The 16,026-nt window shown below is 67.8% G+C and carries 13 protein-coding genes and 1 pseudogene; 5 read left to right on the forward strand and 9 right to left on the reverse strand.

What is annotated here, in order from left to right:
* Positions 1-54: 54 nt before the first annotated feature.
* On the forward strand, positions 55-915 hold the full coding sequence (locus tag ABEB00_RS12980) for a hypothetical protein (RefSeq protein ID WP_345619599.1): 861 nt from the start codon (positions 55-57) through the stop codon (positions 913-915).
* On the opposite strand, the gene ABEB00_RS12985 is transcribed toward ABEB00_RS12980, so the two are convergent.
* The 5 genes from ABEB00_RS12985 to ABEB00_RS13005 all read right to left on the reverse strand — a co-directional run bounded on the left by ABEB00_RS12985 (position 903) and on the right by ABEB00_RS13005 (position 4,134).
* Complete coding sequence (locus ABEB00_RS12985) at positions 903-1,760, reverse strand: aldo/keto reductase (RefSeq protein ID WP_345619600.1); 858 nt, start codon at positions 1,758-1,760, stop codon at positions 903-905. The genes ABEB00_RS12980 and ABEB00_RS12985 overlap by 13 nt on opposite strands.
* Positions 1,694-2,905, reverse strand: coding sequence for a JmjC domain-containing protein (locus ABEB00_RS12990; RefSeq protein ID WP_345619601.1), 1,212 nt, complete (start codon positions 2,903-2,905; stop codon positions 1,694-1,696). The genes ABEB00_RS12985 and ABEB00_RS12990 overlap by 67 nt, the downstream gene beginning before the upstream one ends.
* Before the next feature lie 96 nt (positions 2,906-3,001).
* A complete protein-coding gene (locus ABEB00_RS12995) occupies positions 3,002-3,172 on the reverse strand; it encodes a hypothetical protein (RefSeq protein ID WP_177153847.1) in 171 nt (56 codons plus the stop codon).
* 93 nt (positions 3,173-3,265) lie between these two features.
* Positions 3,266-3,430 carry a hypothetical protein gene (locus tag ABEB00_RS13000; protein ID WP_345619602.1) on the reverse strand — a complete coding sequence of 55 codons (165 nt, stop codon included), beginning with the start codon at positions 3,428-3,430 and terminating at the stop codon, positions 3,266-3,268.
* A gap of 176 nt (positions 3,431-3,606) precedes the next feature.
* Positions 3,607-4,134 carry an ATP-binding protein gene (locus ABEB00_RS13005; RefSeq protein ID WP_345619603.1) on the reverse strand — a complete coding sequence of 176 codons (528 nt, stop codon included), beginning with the start codon at positions 4,132-4,134 and terminating at the stop codon, positions 3,607-3,609.
* Between the two features lie 215 nt (positions 4,135-4,349).
* Here ABEB00_RS13005 and ABEB00_RS13010 point away from each other — a divergent pair, with 215 nt between their 5' ends.
* From ABEB00_RS13010 to ABEB00_RS13020, 3 genes are all read left to right on the forward strand, one after another.
* Positions 4,350-5,693: an NsdA family TPR-like regulatory protein gene (locus ABEB00_RS13010; RefSeq protein WP_345619604.1), complete on the forward strand. Its 1,344-nt coding sequence runs from the start codon at positions 4,350-4,352 to the stop codon at positions 5,691-5,693.
* Between the two features lie 76 nt (positions 5,694-5,769).
* Complete coding sequence (locus ABEB00_RS13015) at positions 5,770-6,942, forward strand: serine hydrolase domain-containing protein (RefSeq protein ID WP_345619606.1); 1,173 nt, start codon at positions 5,770-5,772, stop codon at positions 6,940-6,942.
* 510 nt (positions 6,943-7,452) lie between these two features.
* Entirely contained in the window at positions 7,453-9,438 is a 1,986-nt protein-coding gene (locus tag ABEB00_RS13020) for a DNA cytosine methyltransferase (protein ID WP_345619607.1), read from the forward strand.
* Between the two features lie 94 nt (positions 9,439-9,532).
* On the opposite strand, the pseudogene ABEB00_RS13025 reads toward ABEB00_RS13020, so the two are convergent.
* Positions 9,533-9,904, reverse strand: a pseudogene (locus tag ABEB00_RS13025) (very short patch repair endonuclease); the annotation flags it as partial.
* A 54-nt stretch (positions 9,905-9,958) separates the two neighbouring features.
* On the opposite strand from ABEB00_RS13025, the gene ABEB00_RS13030 reads away from it, so the two are divergent.
* Positions 9,959-10,147, forward strand: a complete 189-nt coding sequence (locus ABEB00_RS13030) for a hypothetical protein (protein WP_345619608.1) — start codon at positions 9,959-9,961, stop codon at positions 10,145-10,147.
* Positions 10,148-10,210: 63 nt separating this feature from the next.
* On the opposite strand, the gene ABEB00_RS13035 is transcribed toward ABEB00_RS13030, so the two are convergent.
* Genes ABEB00_RS13035 through ABEB00_RS13045 form a run of 3 tightly spaced genes read right to left on the reverse strand, consistent with a single transcriptional unit; the run spans position 10,211 to position 15,997 of the window.
* Entirely contained in the window at positions 10,211-12,220 is a 2,010-nt protein-coding gene (locus ABEB00_RS13035) for an AIPR family protein (RefSeq protein WP_345619609.1), read from the reverse strand.
* Positions 12,213-13,223, reverse strand: a complete 1,011-nt coding sequence (locus ABEB00_RS13040) for a PD-(D/E)XK motif protein (protein WP_345619611.1) — start codon at positions 13,221-13,223, stop codon at positions 12,213-12,215. The genes ABEB00_RS13035 and ABEB00_RS13040 overlap by 8 nt, the downstream gene beginning before the upstream one ends.
* Positions 13,220-15,997, reverse strand: a complete 2,778-nt coding sequence (locus ABEB00_RS13045) for a Z1 domain-containing protein (RefSeq protein ID WP_345619612.1) — start codon at positions 15,995-15,997, stop codon at positions 13,220-13,222. Before ABEB00_RS13045 ends, ABEB00_RS13040 begins: the two co-directional genes overlap by 4 nt.
* Positions 15,998-16,026 lie beyond the last annotated feature (29 nt).

Here is a 16,026-nt window from a genome sequence, read left to right on the forward strand (position 1 = left end):
GCGGCCCGCTCAGGACGCCGGTGTGCCGGGCGACTCGCTGCTACGGTCGCTCGCATGCCTCTCTCGGTCCCCGCTGGGCGTGCTGTCGATCTACGAGTCGAGTCGGTCGACGGAGCGCTCGCGCGTGTTGAGCGATCGCTGCAGACACGCATCGACCCGAACACCGTGGTGCGTAAGCGCCGATCCGTGGGGGCTCGGACAGCCCGCGACACCTGGGTCCGGATCGAGCGACGACGGCTCGACAAGATCGGCACTCAGGGATGGAACGGCACCGAGTGCGCCGCCCGATTGCAGGGAATCGCTCAGCCTGAATGGCGAGGGTGCCTGGTCTGGCGGGGCCCCGACGAATCCGTGATGTGGCGGGCCGACGAGACGAGCCTGCTGCCTGGAAGGCCGATCGGGACTGCCGTACTGGGGGAGGACCCCGAGCTGCCCGACGACTGGTGGAAGGCGTTCAACACATCACTGGACTCGCTCGCGGCACAGACGACGAACCGCGTCGCCACTCCGGACACCGACACGATCACCCAAGACCTCGTGACCGAGTCCATTCGCAGCGCCGTGCCCGGAGACTTTGACACCACCATCGCGCAGTGGGCGCCGGCACACGCGGACCTGAACTGGGCCAACATGACCGGGCCCGTGTTCTGCCTCTTCGACTGGGAGGACTGGGGAATGGCGCCGCGAGGGCTGGACTCCGCGTCGCTGTGGGCGAGTTCGCTCGTCGTCCCGGCCCTGGCCGATCGCGTGCGGCGGGAGCGGCGCGCGGACTTCGCGAGCCGGGACGGCAAGCTGATGACGCTGTTCGCGTGTTCGAAGATCCTCGGACCGGATGCGCACCCACAGGATCCGCGACGGGAGCCAGCCCGCCGGATGGCCGAGGAGATCGTTCAGGAGCTTCTTCAGGCTGGCTGAGTGGTGGTGCGGTCGCGGAGAAGGCGCCGGTATTCAGCGATCACCCGTTCGTCGGGCTCCGCGGCCAGTGAGCCCAGCAGCTCTCCCAGGTGTGCGGGTTCGTCCGTACCGACGGCCATGCTGCTTACGTGGGGCAGCTGGTAGGCGACACGGAATGCGGCCTGTGTGCGGGAGAGCCCGACGCCGTTCCGGAGGAAGACCCGAGGGTCGATCCGGCTCCAGACCGGGGCCCTGACGCTGCCGCCGAAGGGGCTCATTCCCCGCACCGATGCCCGATCCAGGCCCCAGGCCGTCGTCAAGGCGTCGGTGGCATCCAGCGTCCTGGAGCCGACCAGCAGGCCGGTGCGGACCATGAGTACGGAAGGCTTCGGCGTGGTCGGCTCGACCAAGGGTGGCAGTGACGTTGGGTCCCAGGTCGCGATGCCCCAGGCCCTGCACAGTCCCCTTCCCGCAGCACGGCAGAGGGCTGCGCACGCCTGGGTCAGACGATCCCGTGATCGCGTGCTCTCCGCAGGCAGGGAGTGCTCGGGATTGTGCAGGAACACCAGGTCCGGTTCCCTCCCGAGATCCCGTACCGCGTGTTCCACGGCGGCGTGCAGCCGTACGGGGTCAAGCGAGTGCTCGACCCCGCCGGCGCCTGGAAAGTAGCCCACCTTCGTGGAGAGCGTGAGCTTCGGCAGCAGATCACCGGCGGTGCGTGCCAGGACCTCGTGGGAGCGGAAGCCGAGGTAGTTGGCGCTGGTGTCGATCGCGGTGACGCCGAGGTCCAACGCCCCGGTCAGAAGACGGCGTTCGTGACGAGACCTGTGTAGCCCGAGGACAACTCGGGGGTCAGAGTCGCGCACATCTCCTCCTTCACCAAGATCTCGGCCACCTCCACCACTTCGGTTCCGACGAGCGCCGCCGCCCGTTCCAGGGGGACGGGACGGCCGCTCAGCAGCAGACGCAGCGCCGGAACGGCCTTGGCCGCGAGGGTGAGCTTCTTACCCGAGGCCACGATGTCGACCGTCTCGCCGTTCTCCTGGAGCCGGGGCGGAAAGTGCGTGGTGCACACCACGGCGTCGAGCGAGCCCAGGATGTCGAGGAACGGCACGTGCCGCGGCAGCGCCGCCGCCTGCTCGTATGCCGCCAGGAAGTCGGCCGGAGAGCGGTCGCCGATCAGGCGGGTGGCGGCTTCGGCCAGGGCCTCGCCACGGGTTCCGCCCGGGCGGTCAATGCCGTGGCGATCCAGGTCGTGGCGGAAGATCTCCTCCTCGCGGCACCAGTCGGCCAGCCACGCCAGCCAGCTCGCGCCGGTGCGCTTGGTGATGCCGAACGTGACGTGGAGGCTCTTGCCCGAGCCGCTGCCCGTCCGGGTCGCCTGGTGCCAGTGGCCGCGGGGGATGTGCATGACGTCGCCGGTCCTCATCACGCCGGACCAGACGATCTCGTCGGTCGGGGTGGTGTTGGGGTCGGCATCCCGGTACATGGGTGCCGTTCGGGAGGTGCCGCGCACTTCCCACTCCTTCTCGCCGGCGAGCTGGACGATCACCACGTCGTGGTCGTCCCAGTGCAGCGGGAAGCCCGAGGCGTCGTTCGTGGTCAGGTACGCGTTGACCTGAACCCGCTCGTGCGACCACCACTGGAGTGCGCGACAGGCGACCTCCATCGTCGGGTCGAAGGTGTTGAGCTGGTCGAGGATGAGCGTCGCGCCCTCGTCGAGCAGCCGGCCGAGACTGCGCATATTGACCATGGGGATGCTCTGTCCCCGCGGGCTGACGCTGTCGGTGTAGTAGATCGCCGGGTGGACTTCCTCGCCCTGCTGGAAGCACCGGAACTGCGGACGGTTCAGGCTCCGGCGCATCACGATGTCGAGCAGGCGGTTCGGGGTCAGGATGCGGGAGACGAGCGCGGGATCGCCCAGGTTGCCGCGAGCGAAGCCCTTGCCCAGCTCCTCCACCCCGGTCCAACCCAGTGCGCGCTCGATGGCGCCGACCAACTGGTGTTCCATCACAGCCTCCTTGAGTAGTACGGCTTCAGTCATGCGACGACGCGTACGCGGCGGGGGCCGACACAGCGGACCGGGTCGGCCCCCGCCGCGCTGGCGCTACTCGATGTCGGTCAGGTTGCCGTCCCCGCCCGGCCAGGGCGCGTCGCCGGAGTTGCCCTGGTTGTCGGACCGGAGGCTGTCGTACCGGTCATGGACGGCGGTCAGTTCCTCCACCGCCACCAGGAGGCCACTCGGGGCCGGCGGAGTTGTTGTCGTGCTCTGTACCACCTCGTGCTCCTTCCTTTTCGGGTTCTCCCGGCCGGGGTTCCGGCGGGAAGTCTGTGATCGCGGAGGTTTCGATGGTTCGGTCACGCCACGCCCTCAGCGCCGTGGGGGACCGGGCATGGAGGGCATGACGGGCAGAGCGGCTATGTCGCGGCGGATGTTGGACTCCAGGACCCGCTGGTCCAGCTCGTACAGGCACGCCCGGCAGGAGTAGAGGTCCGCGTGCATGCCGCTGGAGCACATGGGCCCGAGCCACGTCACCTCGACGTCCAGCTGCCCGCACCAGAGCCAGCACCGGCCGCTCGGCTCCCATGCGTGGCGGTCCCAGAGCGCATGAGCTGTGGGCTCACCCGTGGAAGGGTCGATGTCTCTACGAGTCGGCCTGAACACCACACCGGAATCCGGCAGACGAACCCGCCCTCCCGCGTGGCGGCCCATCAGGCCGTCGCCGAGCTGGGCGCCTCGGACCCGGATCGGGCACGAGGCCCCGGCCTGGCCAGGAAGAACCGGCGCAGAACAGCGGCGCGGACGGCAGGAGCTGCCTTGGGGAGAGCCACCTCCGCCCAGACTCGCTTGCCGTGCTCTACGGGCTCCCACCCTGAGCGGACCGCTAAGAAGCCGACCAACCCCAGTCCGCGCCCGCCTTCAGCACCCAAGGCCGGATGATCGACATCCGGCATCGCCTCGCTGCTGTCGAACACGCCGATGACCAGGCTGCCCGGCTGATGGCACAACTCCACGGTGACGGGGCCCACCCCATGGAGCACGGCGTTGGTGACCAGCTCGGAGACCACAAGGCGGATCGCGTCCGTCGTCTCGCCATCCAGGCGGACGCCCCACGCCCGAACCTTGTCCACGACCATGCGCCGGGCAGGAGAGACCTCCTCCTTGATACCCGAGAGAACGAATCGAGTGACGAGGGTGGGCATGGTGAACGCCTCCGAAGGACTGGAGAGCGGCTCCATGCCCGATAGGGGGCGCAGACATGGAGCCGCCGATCTGGGAAACCGCCCGAGCAGCGGCGCCTTGCGCACTGCCCCCGACGGCTGACACCAAGTCAACGTCCTGACCTGCAAGCCCGGAACGTTTCCAGGGGGTTCCTCTTGGGGACGCCCTTCCCTGCGCGTACAGGACCAGTAGCCTCGGAGCAACGCCGCGAGCGATGAACGGGAGTGATGACGTGCCCGGTGAGCCGTTAGCCGTCCACCCGCTGACCTTCGTCCGCCAGTCCCGCGGCTGGGGCAAGGCGGAGTTCGCCCGCCTCATGCAAGCCCACGGAAAGTCGCTCGGAATCCCGCTCGCGACCAACCGCACCACCGTATGGAAATGGGAGCAGGGCCAAGAGCCCGACGCAGACGCGCAGCGCGTCCTCGCAGACCTGCTGCGGGTCCCGAGCGAGCAGCTACAGGCCGAGCAGTGGCCGCGCTGGCTGCCCGTATGGGAGGTGACCGGGCTCACCGCTCCATGGAACGAGGCCGGCACCGTCGAAGCGCTCGACGACCTGGTGGGTAGTGGCCGCCTGGACCGCCGGGGGTTCCTCACCATCACCGGTGCCGCCCTCACAGGGCTGGCGGCGAGCTGGGCCGAGGCGCCGTCCGCCTTCGCCTCGGCGCTCAACGGCGATCGCGTCACCGACACGATGGTCTCGACGATCGAGCAGCGCATCACCACCCTCCGCACGCTCGACGACCAGCTCGGCGGTGCCCGTCTCCTGGAACAGTCACGCGGTGACTTCGCCCTGATCACCGGCCTCCTGAGCGCGGGCCGGTACACGGACGAGATCTGCCTTCGCCTCTACGGGCTGGCGGCACAGGTGTCGCATCTGACCGGCTGGATGGCCTACGACGCCGGGCTCCGGTCCGCGGGACAGCAGTACTACGTAGGCGCCTTGCGCAGCGCCCGCACCGCCGGCGACGACGCCTTCGGCGCCTTCGTCCTAGCGGAGATGGGCGTCCACGTTTCCGAAGCCGGCCGGACCGCTGAACGTGTCGACCTCATCTCCACCGCCATCGACAACGCCCCTCGCACCCTGTCGCCCTACACCCAGTCCTTCCTCCACCTGCACAAGGCCGAAGCGCTCTCCCGCGACGGCGACCACCAGCGCGCCGGCACGGCACTGAATCGCGCCGTCTCCTACTGGGACCGACACACGGAGGGCGAAGATCCCGACTGGCTCGACTGGTTCGGCGAGGCCCAACTCAAGTCCACCGAGGGCAAAGTGCTGCTCCGTGCAGGCCAAGTGGAGGAGGCAACAAGCCTGTTGGAGATCTCCGTTCACAAAGCGACACCCCGGGACAGGGCCGTCCGGTCCAGCCGCCTCGCCGAAGCCCGACTGGTCGGCCACGACCTGGACGGGGCCCTCGACGCCGCGAACTACGGAGCCTCGCTCCTCGAAGACAAGGTCAGCTCCGTACGGGCACTGGATCGCCTGAAGGAGTTCGCCGAGCAACTCGAACCGCACAAGGCCGTCCCAGCAGTCCGCGAGTTCCGCGACCGCCTCCAGGCCCTGCCCGTCGCGTCTTGAACTGGATGCCCGCGCTCGGGCGCAGGAGGCAACCCGGCTTCGGGAAACGGGCGAGTGGAGTGCCACGATGGGCGGCATGACGACGATCGGCGGTGACGTCGCGGCCGGGTTCGAGCCCGTACGCGAGGCGTTCGCGGAAAACTTCTCCCAGCACGGAGACTTTGGCGCGGCGGTCTGCGTGTACCAGGACGGCCGACCGGTGGTGGACCTATGGGGCGGTATCGCCGACCGAGACACCGGTCGCCCGTGGGAGCGGGAAACCCTCCAGCTCGTCTACTCGGCCACCAAGGGGGCGACCGCGACCGCCGCGCACATGCTGGCCCAGCGCGGCCTCCTGGACCTGGACGCGCCGGTGGCCGAGTACTGGCCGGAGTTCGCCGCGAACGGCAAGGCAGACATCCCGGTGCGCTGGCTGCTGTCCCACCAGGCCGGCCTCGTCACGTTGGACCGCCCGGTCCCACTGGCCGAGGCGCTGTCCTGGCACCCGATGACGGCCGCACTGGCCACGCAGCGCCCCGTGTGGACCCCTGGCACCGCGCACGGCTACCACGGCCGAACCTGGGGCTGGCTGGTCGGCGAGGTGATCCGCCGCGTGTCCGGCCGCACTCCCGGCCGCTTCTTCGCCGACGAGATCGCGGCTCCCCTCGGCCTGGACTTCTTCATCGGCCTGCCGGCGAACGAACGCCACCGCGTGAGCCGCATGGCGTACAGAAAGCCGAACGTCGACCTCACCACCTTGCCCGCTGACTCGGTCCCCGAAGAACTACGCGAGCAGGTGGCTGCCTGGCGCGACCCGAATTCCTTCAGCAACAGGGCGTACGCGGTCACGGACCCGGCCGCGATCGACTTCGACTCACCCGAGGTGCAGGCCGCGGAACTGCCGGCCTCGAATGGCATTGGTACGGCGCGCGCCCTGGCTCGGATGTACGCGGCGTTGATCGGCGAGGTGGACGGCGTGCGCCTGCTCAGCCCGGAGACCGTCGCGGCGGCGGCCAAGGAGCAGGCGGCCGGGATGGACCAAGTGCTGGTGGCGCCGAGCCGGTTCGCCTCTGGGTACCAGCTGCCTACCCAGGACAACCCCATGAGTGGGCCAAGCGCCTTCGGTCACAACGGCCGGGGAGGCTCCTTGGCCTTCGCTGACCCAGATCACGGAATTGCCTTCGGCTACGTGATGAACCACATCGTCAGTGGGCGCGATGACCTGCGTGCCGGAGCTCTGATCGACGCAGTAATCAGGACATTGGGGTGATGAGAGCCCAGCTATGTCGGCGAGGGGTAGCCACTGACCTCGTTGGCGTCGGTCGCTCAATTCGGTGGCGTGAACCGATGAGCGACTGAATTTCGTGACAAGACCTGGCGTTCTCGAAGTCCACCCGCGCCCCCGCTTGTCGCGCTGCCAGGGCCGCCATGCCACCGGTTCATGGTGAACTGGCTAGATTTTGACAGCTGGTTCACGCGTGACTCATGTGGCTGAAGGAGCCTGTTGGGCGCTAGTGTTTGGCGATCCCGCGGTAACTCGAACGTGCCTTCTGTGTCCTGGCTTCGTTAGTCGGACGAGTGACCAATCACTCCCGCCAACTGCGCTGAATCAGACGCTGGGCTCGACTATGATCGATCATCTCAACACGTGGAACACCGGTTCGAGCCCGCAGGTCGCGGGGGTGCGAAAGTCGAGCTGGGGAGCTCTCGGCACCTCCGCTGATCCCGGTGCCCGGAGTGCCAGAATCCTTGCTTCCACCAGTAGGTCTGTGATCTCCTGGTGCTCGTTCATGTCGTGCGTATGGAGGGTTGTGCTGTGAAGGGGAGCGGCTACGGCGTACCTCTTGAACGCAGTGACTACCTCAAGCTGGCCCCACACCCCGACAGCTGCACCCCAGAGACGTTCCAGGAGTGGCTGGAAGGCTTCGGCAAGGGCAAGCGGCTCGCCGTCGATCTCTTCTCCGGTGCCGGGGGGCTCAGCGCCGGAGTGGAGCGGGCGGGCTGGACCACTGCGGCAGCGGTGGACTTTGACGAGCGTGCGCTGGAGACGCACCGGGCGAACTTCCCGGGTCTCAGTCTGCACATGGATCTCGGTGACCCCGCCGAGCGCGACCGGCTCGTGGAGATCCTCGCTTCGGCGAACATCGACCTCGTTGCCGGTGGCCCTCCGTGCCAGCCCTTCAGTCGGGCCGGGCGCAACAAGATCCGCGACCTGGTCAAGAACCACGGGCGTGATCCGGAGGACCGGCGGAAGGAGCTCTGGAGCGCCTACCTGGACATCGTCACGCGGGTCCGGCCCCGAGTGGTCCTCATGGAGAACGTGCCCGACATGGGCCTGCACGACGACTTTTTCGTGATCCGGACGATCGAGGAGAAGCTGGAGGAGCTCGGGTACGCGACGCAGGTACGCCTCGTCGACGCGTGGAACTACGGCGTTCCGCAGCACCGGAAGCGACTGATCCTTCTGGCCCGGAGGGACGTGGCCGAGTTCAACTGGCGGGACCCCGACGTCCAGCCCACCACCCTGCATGACGCCATCGGTGATCTTCCCGAACTGGAGGTCGTGCCCACCGCGCGGGTCGGCGAGCGGGAGATGTCCTATCGCAAGCCGCGCAACCTGTCGCCGTTCGCGGAGATGATGCGCGCGGGCGCTCCCCGGGGGCGTGTGTGGGACCACATGACCCGCAGGGTCCGGAAGGACGACCACCGGATCTTCGAGCTCATGGGATCCAGGACCAAATACTCGGACCTGGGCGAGCTGCTGAAGACCGATGAAGAGAAGACGTATCAGCGCTACGCCACCGACAAGTACACGGACAAGTACAAGAAGCTGGACTGGCAGCAGCTGAGCCGCACGATCACCGCTCACATCGCCAAGGACGGCTACTGGTACATCCACCCGGAGCAGCTGCGCACGCTCACCGTGCGTGAGGCAGCACGCGTCCAGACGTTCCCTGACAGGTTCCGGTTCTCAGGCACTCGCAGCGATGCGTTCCGGCAGATCGGCAACGCCGTCCCCCCCTTGTTGGGCGAGGCGGCCGCCGAGGCTCTCAAGCCGGCCGACGACGCTTCCGGCGATCGGGAGGGCCTTCAGCCCCACTGGCGTGAGGTCCGGAGCGCGCTCACGGAGTGGGCGAAGCAGCGCCGGGACGGCGCCGACTGGTATCAGCTCCCCGACGAACCAGACGTGGAGCAGGTCTCGCTCCATGCCGCGGTGGTCGCCATACTGTCCGGGGCGAAGATCAGACCAGCCGAGATGGCCGAACTGATGGGCATCGTCCGGCGGGCGAAGAGGCTGACCGCGAAGCTGCTCGACAGGCTGCTGGAGATGGCACCCACGGCACCGGCGCGGTCCCGCCTCGACCGTCTGGCCCCACTCGTGGACAAGCCCTATGCCTGGCGCTGGGAAAAGCGGCTCGACATCCCAGGGAAGCTGGGCATGAAGCCAGGCGAGAAGGCCCTCTACCTTCTGCTGATCGGTGAGGACCTCATGCTCGTCGGGCAGGGGACACTGCGGGTTGCGGCCAGGATGAACGGCCTCGACACGAACCATCCGAACCGGCTCAGCGAGGGACGCGTCAACCTGGTGAAGCTCGTGGGCGCGGGTAAGGACGCCCCACTGCGGATGGGGGCGATCCGGCTCATCGGTTCCGATCTGTGCCGGGAGGACGGGCCCGTCTGCTCCGACTGCCCGTTCCTCGCGTACTGCCCCGACCGGAAGGCCCGTCCGGACGACCTTCTGACGCTGGCCGCCTCACAGAAGTAGTCGAGGTCTGACGCGGAGCTACTGTGCCCCTGCCGGTGGCCTCCGCCACCCGTCTCGCAGCGGCCTCCGCGTCCCGACGGATCTCGCACTCCCAGACCCTGACCACGGTCCAGCCGACGGCCGTGGCCTGCTCCGTGTTCCGCCGGTCCCGGTCCTTGTTGGCGTTGATCTTGTCCCGCCAAAGAGAGGCGTTCGGGCCGCGGAACCCCTTGGGACCGTGCTCCGGGCAGTCGTGCCAGAAGCAGCCGTCGACGAACACGGCGACGTGGTGGCGGGGCAGCACGAAGTCGGCCGTGCACCTGGGGGCCACCCGTTGCTGGAGACGGAACCTGAGGCCCGTCCGGTGGACGGCCTTCCGCAGAAGGATCTCCGGCCTTGTGTTCCGCGCCCGGCGCCCGTGTAGGTGCTCGCTCGCGGCGGTGGAGACCCACCGCCGTCCCGCCCCGCCGCCCACGTCCATGATCATTACCTTTGTAAGCCCGTCGACAGGCCCCGCTTCGGAGGGTGCCACACTTTGCCCATGCTGCGGGAACCAGTCGAAATCAGCGTCGACGACCACGGCCGTGTCGAGTTGCCGCTCGGGTTGCTGGCGGAGGCCGGCATCCCACCGGGCGCCGAGCTCGTCGCCTTCAGTAACGGTGACGGCCGCATCGTGCTGAGGCGAGCGGAGGACTCGATCAAGGACCTGATCGAGAAGGGGCATCCCTGACCCTCTGCTGCGGTGGACCCGCGACCGGCGCATGAGCCTCGTCGCGGGTGTTCCCTCCCCTTCCTACAGAGCTGGGGTGAACCCCAGCCCCAGGGCCTCCTTGCGCGTGTGTAGCGCCTGAACGGCCTGTGCCTCGGGAACGTCCTCGCCGAGCTCGAGGCGTTTGCCCACGAAGTGAGCCAGCTGCCGCTGCCACGGTTCGAGGACCCTAGTCTCCTTGGCCCAGTCCTCGATCGCGTACCACTCGTCGGCAGGAACCAGCGCGGCCTCGTCGCTCGCACCCGTCTCGTCGCCGGTGCCGCCCGCGAGAGCGTCCTCGTCCAGCGGCTTGTCACGCAGCTCGTGCGAGAGTGCGGGAGGGACGGTCCAGGGCACCTGCGACACGGCGTCCCAGCAGGCGACCTTCTTGGCCCACTCACCGACGTGGTTCCCCGCCAGCGGCGTGGTCACTGCCCTCATGACCCTGGGGCAGAGGTCGTGGACCGCGGCCGTCAGGACCGGCGAGAGGGCCTGCTCCCGCCAGATCTGGTCGAGGTCGATCCGACGGTCGGTCGCCAGGGACAGCCGGGCCACGGTGTATGTGGTGATCATGCTCTTGTGGCTGCCGGCACCGTGGATCGCGGCGATGCGGTCCACGGCCTTGAAAAGGACAGCCATAGCGATCACCCGCTGGCTGTACCGGAGGTCCACACGCGGCGGAGCCTCGTCGACATGCAGCATGAACTCCACGAAGTTCTTCTGGGCACCCCGGCTGACCATGTGCGGCAGTCGGTGCCACGAGTGGACGTACTTGGCCAGATCTGCCTTCGTGAACTTCTGCTTCGAGGGATTGAGCCTCTTGAACTGCTTCTGCCGAGCGGGGGTCCGGGCCTTCGCCAGGGCATCCGTGTACTGGCCACGGGCCCTCTCGTAGAACCAGTGGGTCTCCTGACCACTGCCGTCGGTGGCGGGCGCCCACAGGGAACGGGTGATCCGTTGCATCTCCACGTGGTATTCGTGGTTCGAGCTGAAGTCGACCTGGGTCACCCGGTTCTGGGTGTTGGAGTACTCCGAGATCTTCGGCACGATCTCCGCGAGTCGGTCCGGGGCGACCTCGGTCAGCTTCATCTGAACCCGTACCTCGGACAGGTCGGCCTTGTCCCGCGTGAGGGCATGGTGGAGCGAGGCGGTGGTCTGTCCCCCGTTCACGATCTGGAGGCCGTGCGCCCCGGAGATGTGGGTGGGTATGCCATCCGGCCCCCGCACGAGGTCGACCTGCGACGCGGTCGCCGTGATCCCGTTGTTGTAGGCGAGGAACCGGCCCGGCGCGTGGAGCAAGGTCTCTCTGATGCCCTTGTTGACCGCGCCCCGGGTCTGGAGGAAGGAACGGACGTTCAGCTCCAGGAGGCGTGTGTCGTACTCCGCGTACAGCTCGGCGAGCATCTGCCCGGGAACGACTGCCAGGACCACCGAGTGGCCCTCCTCGGAGCTGGGAGCCGCCACGCAAGGAAGCGGTGGGTAGAACGGCACCACGATCGGCTCGCTGAGGGCTCCCGACGTCGCGTGACGGTGCAGCCGTGCCAGGTCCCACACCTCGTGGGTCACCGGCAGGCCGTCGAGTTCCGTGGCGGGGGCCTCGGTGTGGGTGGCCACCCTGTTGCTCAGCAGGAAGAGCCTGACCCGCTGGACCTCGGTGAGTGCCTTGGCGACGGCCGAGCACATGTCGTACACGTCGGAGAACGGCTCGAAGTCCTTCTGGAGCCCGTCCCGGCACCGCACGGCAAACGTCAGAAGACGCCTGAAGTACGTCTCGACCGGTCCCTTGGTGAGCCTGGTGTCCAAGGGAGCGAGGTGGAAGTCCGTCACGAACAGGTCCAGGCACTCACCAGACTCCCCGATGCCATAACCGTGCACGAGGAGGCCGTGTGCCTTGTGGTAGGCGGTGAAGGCGTTGGAAACGACGCCGGCCTCCTCCAAGTCCTCGAAGACACGCCGGGTGAACGTCTCGGGAGTGGTTGCGGCCTCGGCGTCGGCCGTCGCCTGGACGTCGGCCAGCAGGCTCCTGGAGAACTCCGCGAGATCGAGCTCAGCCATCCGATCCCCCGATCAGTTCCTTCACCTCGTCGGCCCCTGCCCTGTAGGCGGCCAGTGCCGACACGTCCAAGCGGTAGGAGCAGTCGCCGACCCCCTCAGGGAGGTCGGACTCGACCAGCCTCGGGAAGTCGTCCCGCACATGCCAGAACCTCAGGTCACGAAGCGTGTAGCGGGGCTCGTCGTACAGATCCCGCTGCATGGGCAGGTACCCGGCCTGGATGAGCAGGCCGTCGAAGCGGGTCCGGGCGGCGGGGTCGGTGATCTGCCTGCGTATGAGGTCCACGCGTCTGTTCAGGCTCTCCCCCGTTCCTCCCCGACGCTCGTCGAGCTGGACGAGACCGAGCAGGAGCGCTGCCGTGCCCGTCCCGTCAAGCTGACGCTCGCTGGCGATCCGGATGCTCCGAGGGCGCTTGGCGGTGCTTGCCTTCGTCTCCACGGCCACGTCGGGCATCTCGAAGTCCTGGTTCGTCCCCGTGGGGCCGGTCCATGCTGCTACGGCCTCGGCCGGGGACAGCTGGGTGAGCAGCACGTCCCCCAGCACCAGCAGCTCCCCGTAGAGCCCCCGACGCGCCTCGACGGTCAGCCCGTCCCTGCCCACGGCGCTCAGGAGCTCCAGCCACCTGCCGAACCGCTGCACCGCGGCGGAGAGGGCGCCGGTGGCATCGGGGGCGTCCCTTGCGACGTCGGCGACGTCGGCGACGAGCGGGTTGAACACCTCGTTGAGATCGTTGGCGGTCAGGACCAGCTGGAGTTCGTACTCGACCCGCGACACCGCGCTCAGGTTCATCTCGATCCCGGCGGCCTTGGGCAGGCGGCTGACCGACCGCACGATCGGGTCGGCCGAGCGGGCGTCCGTGCGCAGGACCAGCATGCGCTGACGGCCAGGGTGGGAGACAGCAAGGTGGATGTCGAGGGGTGAGTCCGTGTACAGACTGATGCTGGACCGCCCCGGAGTGCCTTGCGGGCTCTCCAGCGTCTGCCAGTCGTCTTCGGTGACGTTCACTCGTCGTCCTCCTCTGCGAGGGTGTAGACGTCCTCCTGGAACCAGACCGAGTTGGCGACGTACTCGGTCTTGGACTGGTACTCGGAGTGCGGGAAGCTCAGTTGGAAACCGACGAGCGGCGCTTTCGTGCCCGCGCTGTCGGCGTCCGGGACCGCGATGGGGTAGATCAGCAGCAGGCCCTGGTCGGTGCGGCGCTGCCGGCGGATGTACGGGCCGGCCGGGGTCTTCGACTTCGACTTCTTCTCCTGCTCGTTCGCCGTGATCCCCGCAGCCTTCTCCGCTGCCTCCTTCTGACCGTCGTCGAGGCCGATCAGCTCGTCCGGCGGGCTGAGCACGCGGCGGATCGTGTACCTGCCCTCGGCCCGGAAACCCTCAGGGTTGAGGGCCCTGCGTGTAACGAGGCCGACGGTGTGGCCCGCAACATCCTTCGGCTCCTTCGACTTCGTGCTGCCGACCAGGACCACGGTCCAGTTGTCGAGCTCGCCGACCTTCGTGCACTGCTCGATGTACTTGGCGATGAGCCGGGGACGCACGCGCTGCGCCATACGGTCGGCCTCGTACGAGGTCAGGAACTCGGCAACGACGTCGGCTGGCACACCGTCCCACTTGACGTTGCCGTTCGTGGAGGGCTGCTCGGCGTCACCACTCGCGTCCAAGCGACGGACGAGGGCTTCCAGCGCCCCGAAGTTGTGGTCGACGGCCCTGTCGGCGAGTTTGAAGATCACGGTCTCCGGTCCCTCACCGGAGTAGCTGAGCATGATCTTCGTACCCTGACGCATCTTGTTCGGTGCGGTCACGGTGAGCCCCAGGGAGGAGGAGCGGACCTTCAGGCCGAACTCCGTCGGGGTGAGGCCACGGGTGGCCATCTCCTCGACCTCCCTGCGCAGCTCGTCCGTTGCGGAGGTGACCTCCACGTAGGCGTCCTCGAGCGCGGGGGTGGTGTACAGGCGGCACAGGTCCTCGTGACGGGGACGGTAGCCGAACCACCGGCCCATCTGCAGCAGTGTGTCGTATGTCTTCGAGGTCCGCAGGTAGTAGCTGACGGTCAGCCCCTCGAGCGTGAGACCACGGGAGAGCTTCTGCCCTCCGACGGCAATCACGGAGAGCCCGTTCCTCCGGTTCTCGTAGTAGTCGAGGGCATCCTTTGAAGCTCCGTTGACGGTCTTGACCTGGATCTTCCGGAGGGCAGGCAGAAGTTGTTCGGAGACCTGCTCCCAGGTGACACGCTCGGCCTGGTCCGCGGGGAAGCAGTCGGTGGTGGGTTTGAAGTCCCTTTCCCAGAGGGCTCGGAGCTCGGCGCGCAGCTCGGGAGCCTTCCCGTACCGGTCCCGGATCATGTCCACGAGGAGTCGAAGGTGGTCGTCGACCTGGTCTCGGACTCGGGTCTGTACCGAGGTGAAGCGGGTGACGTGCACCAGCATGGAGTTGTGCACCTTCGTCTGGCCTCGGGCCCGCCGGGCGGCGCAGGAGAGCACAAACGAGAGGATCGCCTCGCGCAAGGACCCCGGGAGGGTCTCCCCCGGACCATCACCGGCCTTGTGCTTGGCTGGCAGCCAGGCGTCCGCGTCGTTCACGTGCCGGACGAGGGGGAGAGGCTCCACGTCGGCCTCGTCCTCGTCGTCCACCTGCAGCCCGAAGACCCTCTCGGGACCGAGGTAGTTGGTCGGCGAGGGAAGACTGCGGATGAAGCTGGCAGGAAAGAGGTCCTCTCCCGCCTCGGAGTGCTCCGCATCCGGGTCGATGTAGATGTTGGCGAAGGGGGTCGCCGTGTAACCGACGTAGGCGGACTTGTCGAAGCTCCTCATGAGCTTGCGGATTTCCGCGTTCGTCTTGGTCGGATCCGCGTCGGGATCTCGCACCGTGTTGATGGAGGCGTTGTCGGCCTCGTCGTCGATGACGAACAGCGGAAGGTCCTTGACGGTCTTCTCGCCGTTCTCGTCCTCGGTCCCGTGGACGTCCAGCACCCACTTGCGGACGTACTCAAGGATCTTGTAGTGCTTCTTGACCACCAGGACGACGGGGAAACTGCCCAGGGGGAAGTTGATCGCCTTGGCAGTGGCAAGCCCGAAGTCGCCCTTCTCGCCACTGTTGGTCGGCGACGCGATCTTGAACTCCTTGACCAGCGACGGCATCTTGCCCACACCCATCGCACGGGACCGGCCGTCCTGGTCCGAGCGGCTCTGGTGCTGGGTGTCAAAACCCAGGAGGCCCTCGTCGATCCGGAGCTGGGTCTGGCTACGGAGGTCGTTGTGGATGCCCGCGAGAACCACGACGAAGCGATATCCGGCGTCCACGGCCTTCGCGGCGAGACCGATGTACTGGCCGGTCTTGCCGGACTGCACCTGCCCGATCACGAGCCCCCGCCGCCGCCACGGACCGGGACGTCGTGGGTCCTCCAGCTGGCTCAGCACGTCGTCCGAGGTCTGGTCCAGGCGACGCACCACCCAGGGCGGGAGACTCACTACGTCCTCAAGGTACCTGCGGTACCGCTCCCAGAAGTCCCAGTCTCGGTCGATCTTCGCCTCGGGCAGCCACGGCTCGTGCCCCTTGGCGTCCGTGAGGGCGAGGGAACGCTCCTGGAAGACTGCGACCAGGGTCCGGATCTCCTTGACCAGCAGCTCCCGGTCGACCTCCTCCCCCTGCGCGGCCAGCAGGCCGAAGATGGCATTGACCGCGTTCTGTACCTCCTCCGCCCCCGGCTGCCGGTCCTGTGGCAGGAAGCCGAGGACTAGGCGCTTGGCCTTGGCCATCGAGTCGTCGGACACGTCACTCACGGGGACCTCCAGCAGGACACGGACGGTAC

Origin of the sequence: Streptomyces ziwulingensis, from assembly GCF_039542605.1 — a bacterium.
In the GTDB taxonomy this organism is placed as follows: Bacteria; Actinomycetota; Actinomycetes; order Streptomycetales; family Streptomycetaceae; genus Streptomyces; species Streptomyces ziwulingensis.

What these genes read in the sequence shown, in the direction of transcription:
- ABEB00_RS12980 (WP_345619599.1), top strand. Translation starts at nt 55, where the DNA reads ATGCCTCTCTCGGTCCCCGCTGGGCGTGCTGTCGATCTACGAGTCGAG.
- ABEB00_RS12990 (WP_345619601.1), bottom strand. Translation starts at nt 2,905, where the DNA reads ATGGAACACCAGTTGGTCGGCGCCATCGAGCGCGCACTGGGTTGGACC.
- ABEB00_RS13005 (WP_345619603.1), bottom strand. Translation starts at nt 4,134, where the DNA reads ATGGAGCCGCTCTCCAGTCCTTCGGAGGCGTTCACCATGCCCACCCTC.
- ABEB00_RS13015 (WP_345619606.1), top strand. Translation starts at nt 5,770, where the DNA reads ATGACGACGATCGGCGGTGACGTCGCGGCCGGGTTCGAGCCCGTACGC.
- ABEB00_RS13030 (WP_345619608.1), top strand. Translation starts at nt 9,959, where the DNA reads ATGCTGCGGGAACCAGTCGAAATCAGCGTCGACGACCACGGCCGTGTC.
- ABEB00_RS13035 (WP_345619609.1), bottom strand. Translation starts at nt 12,220, where the DNA reads ATGGCTGAGCTCGATCTCGCGGAGTTCTCCAGGAGCCTGCTGGCCGAC.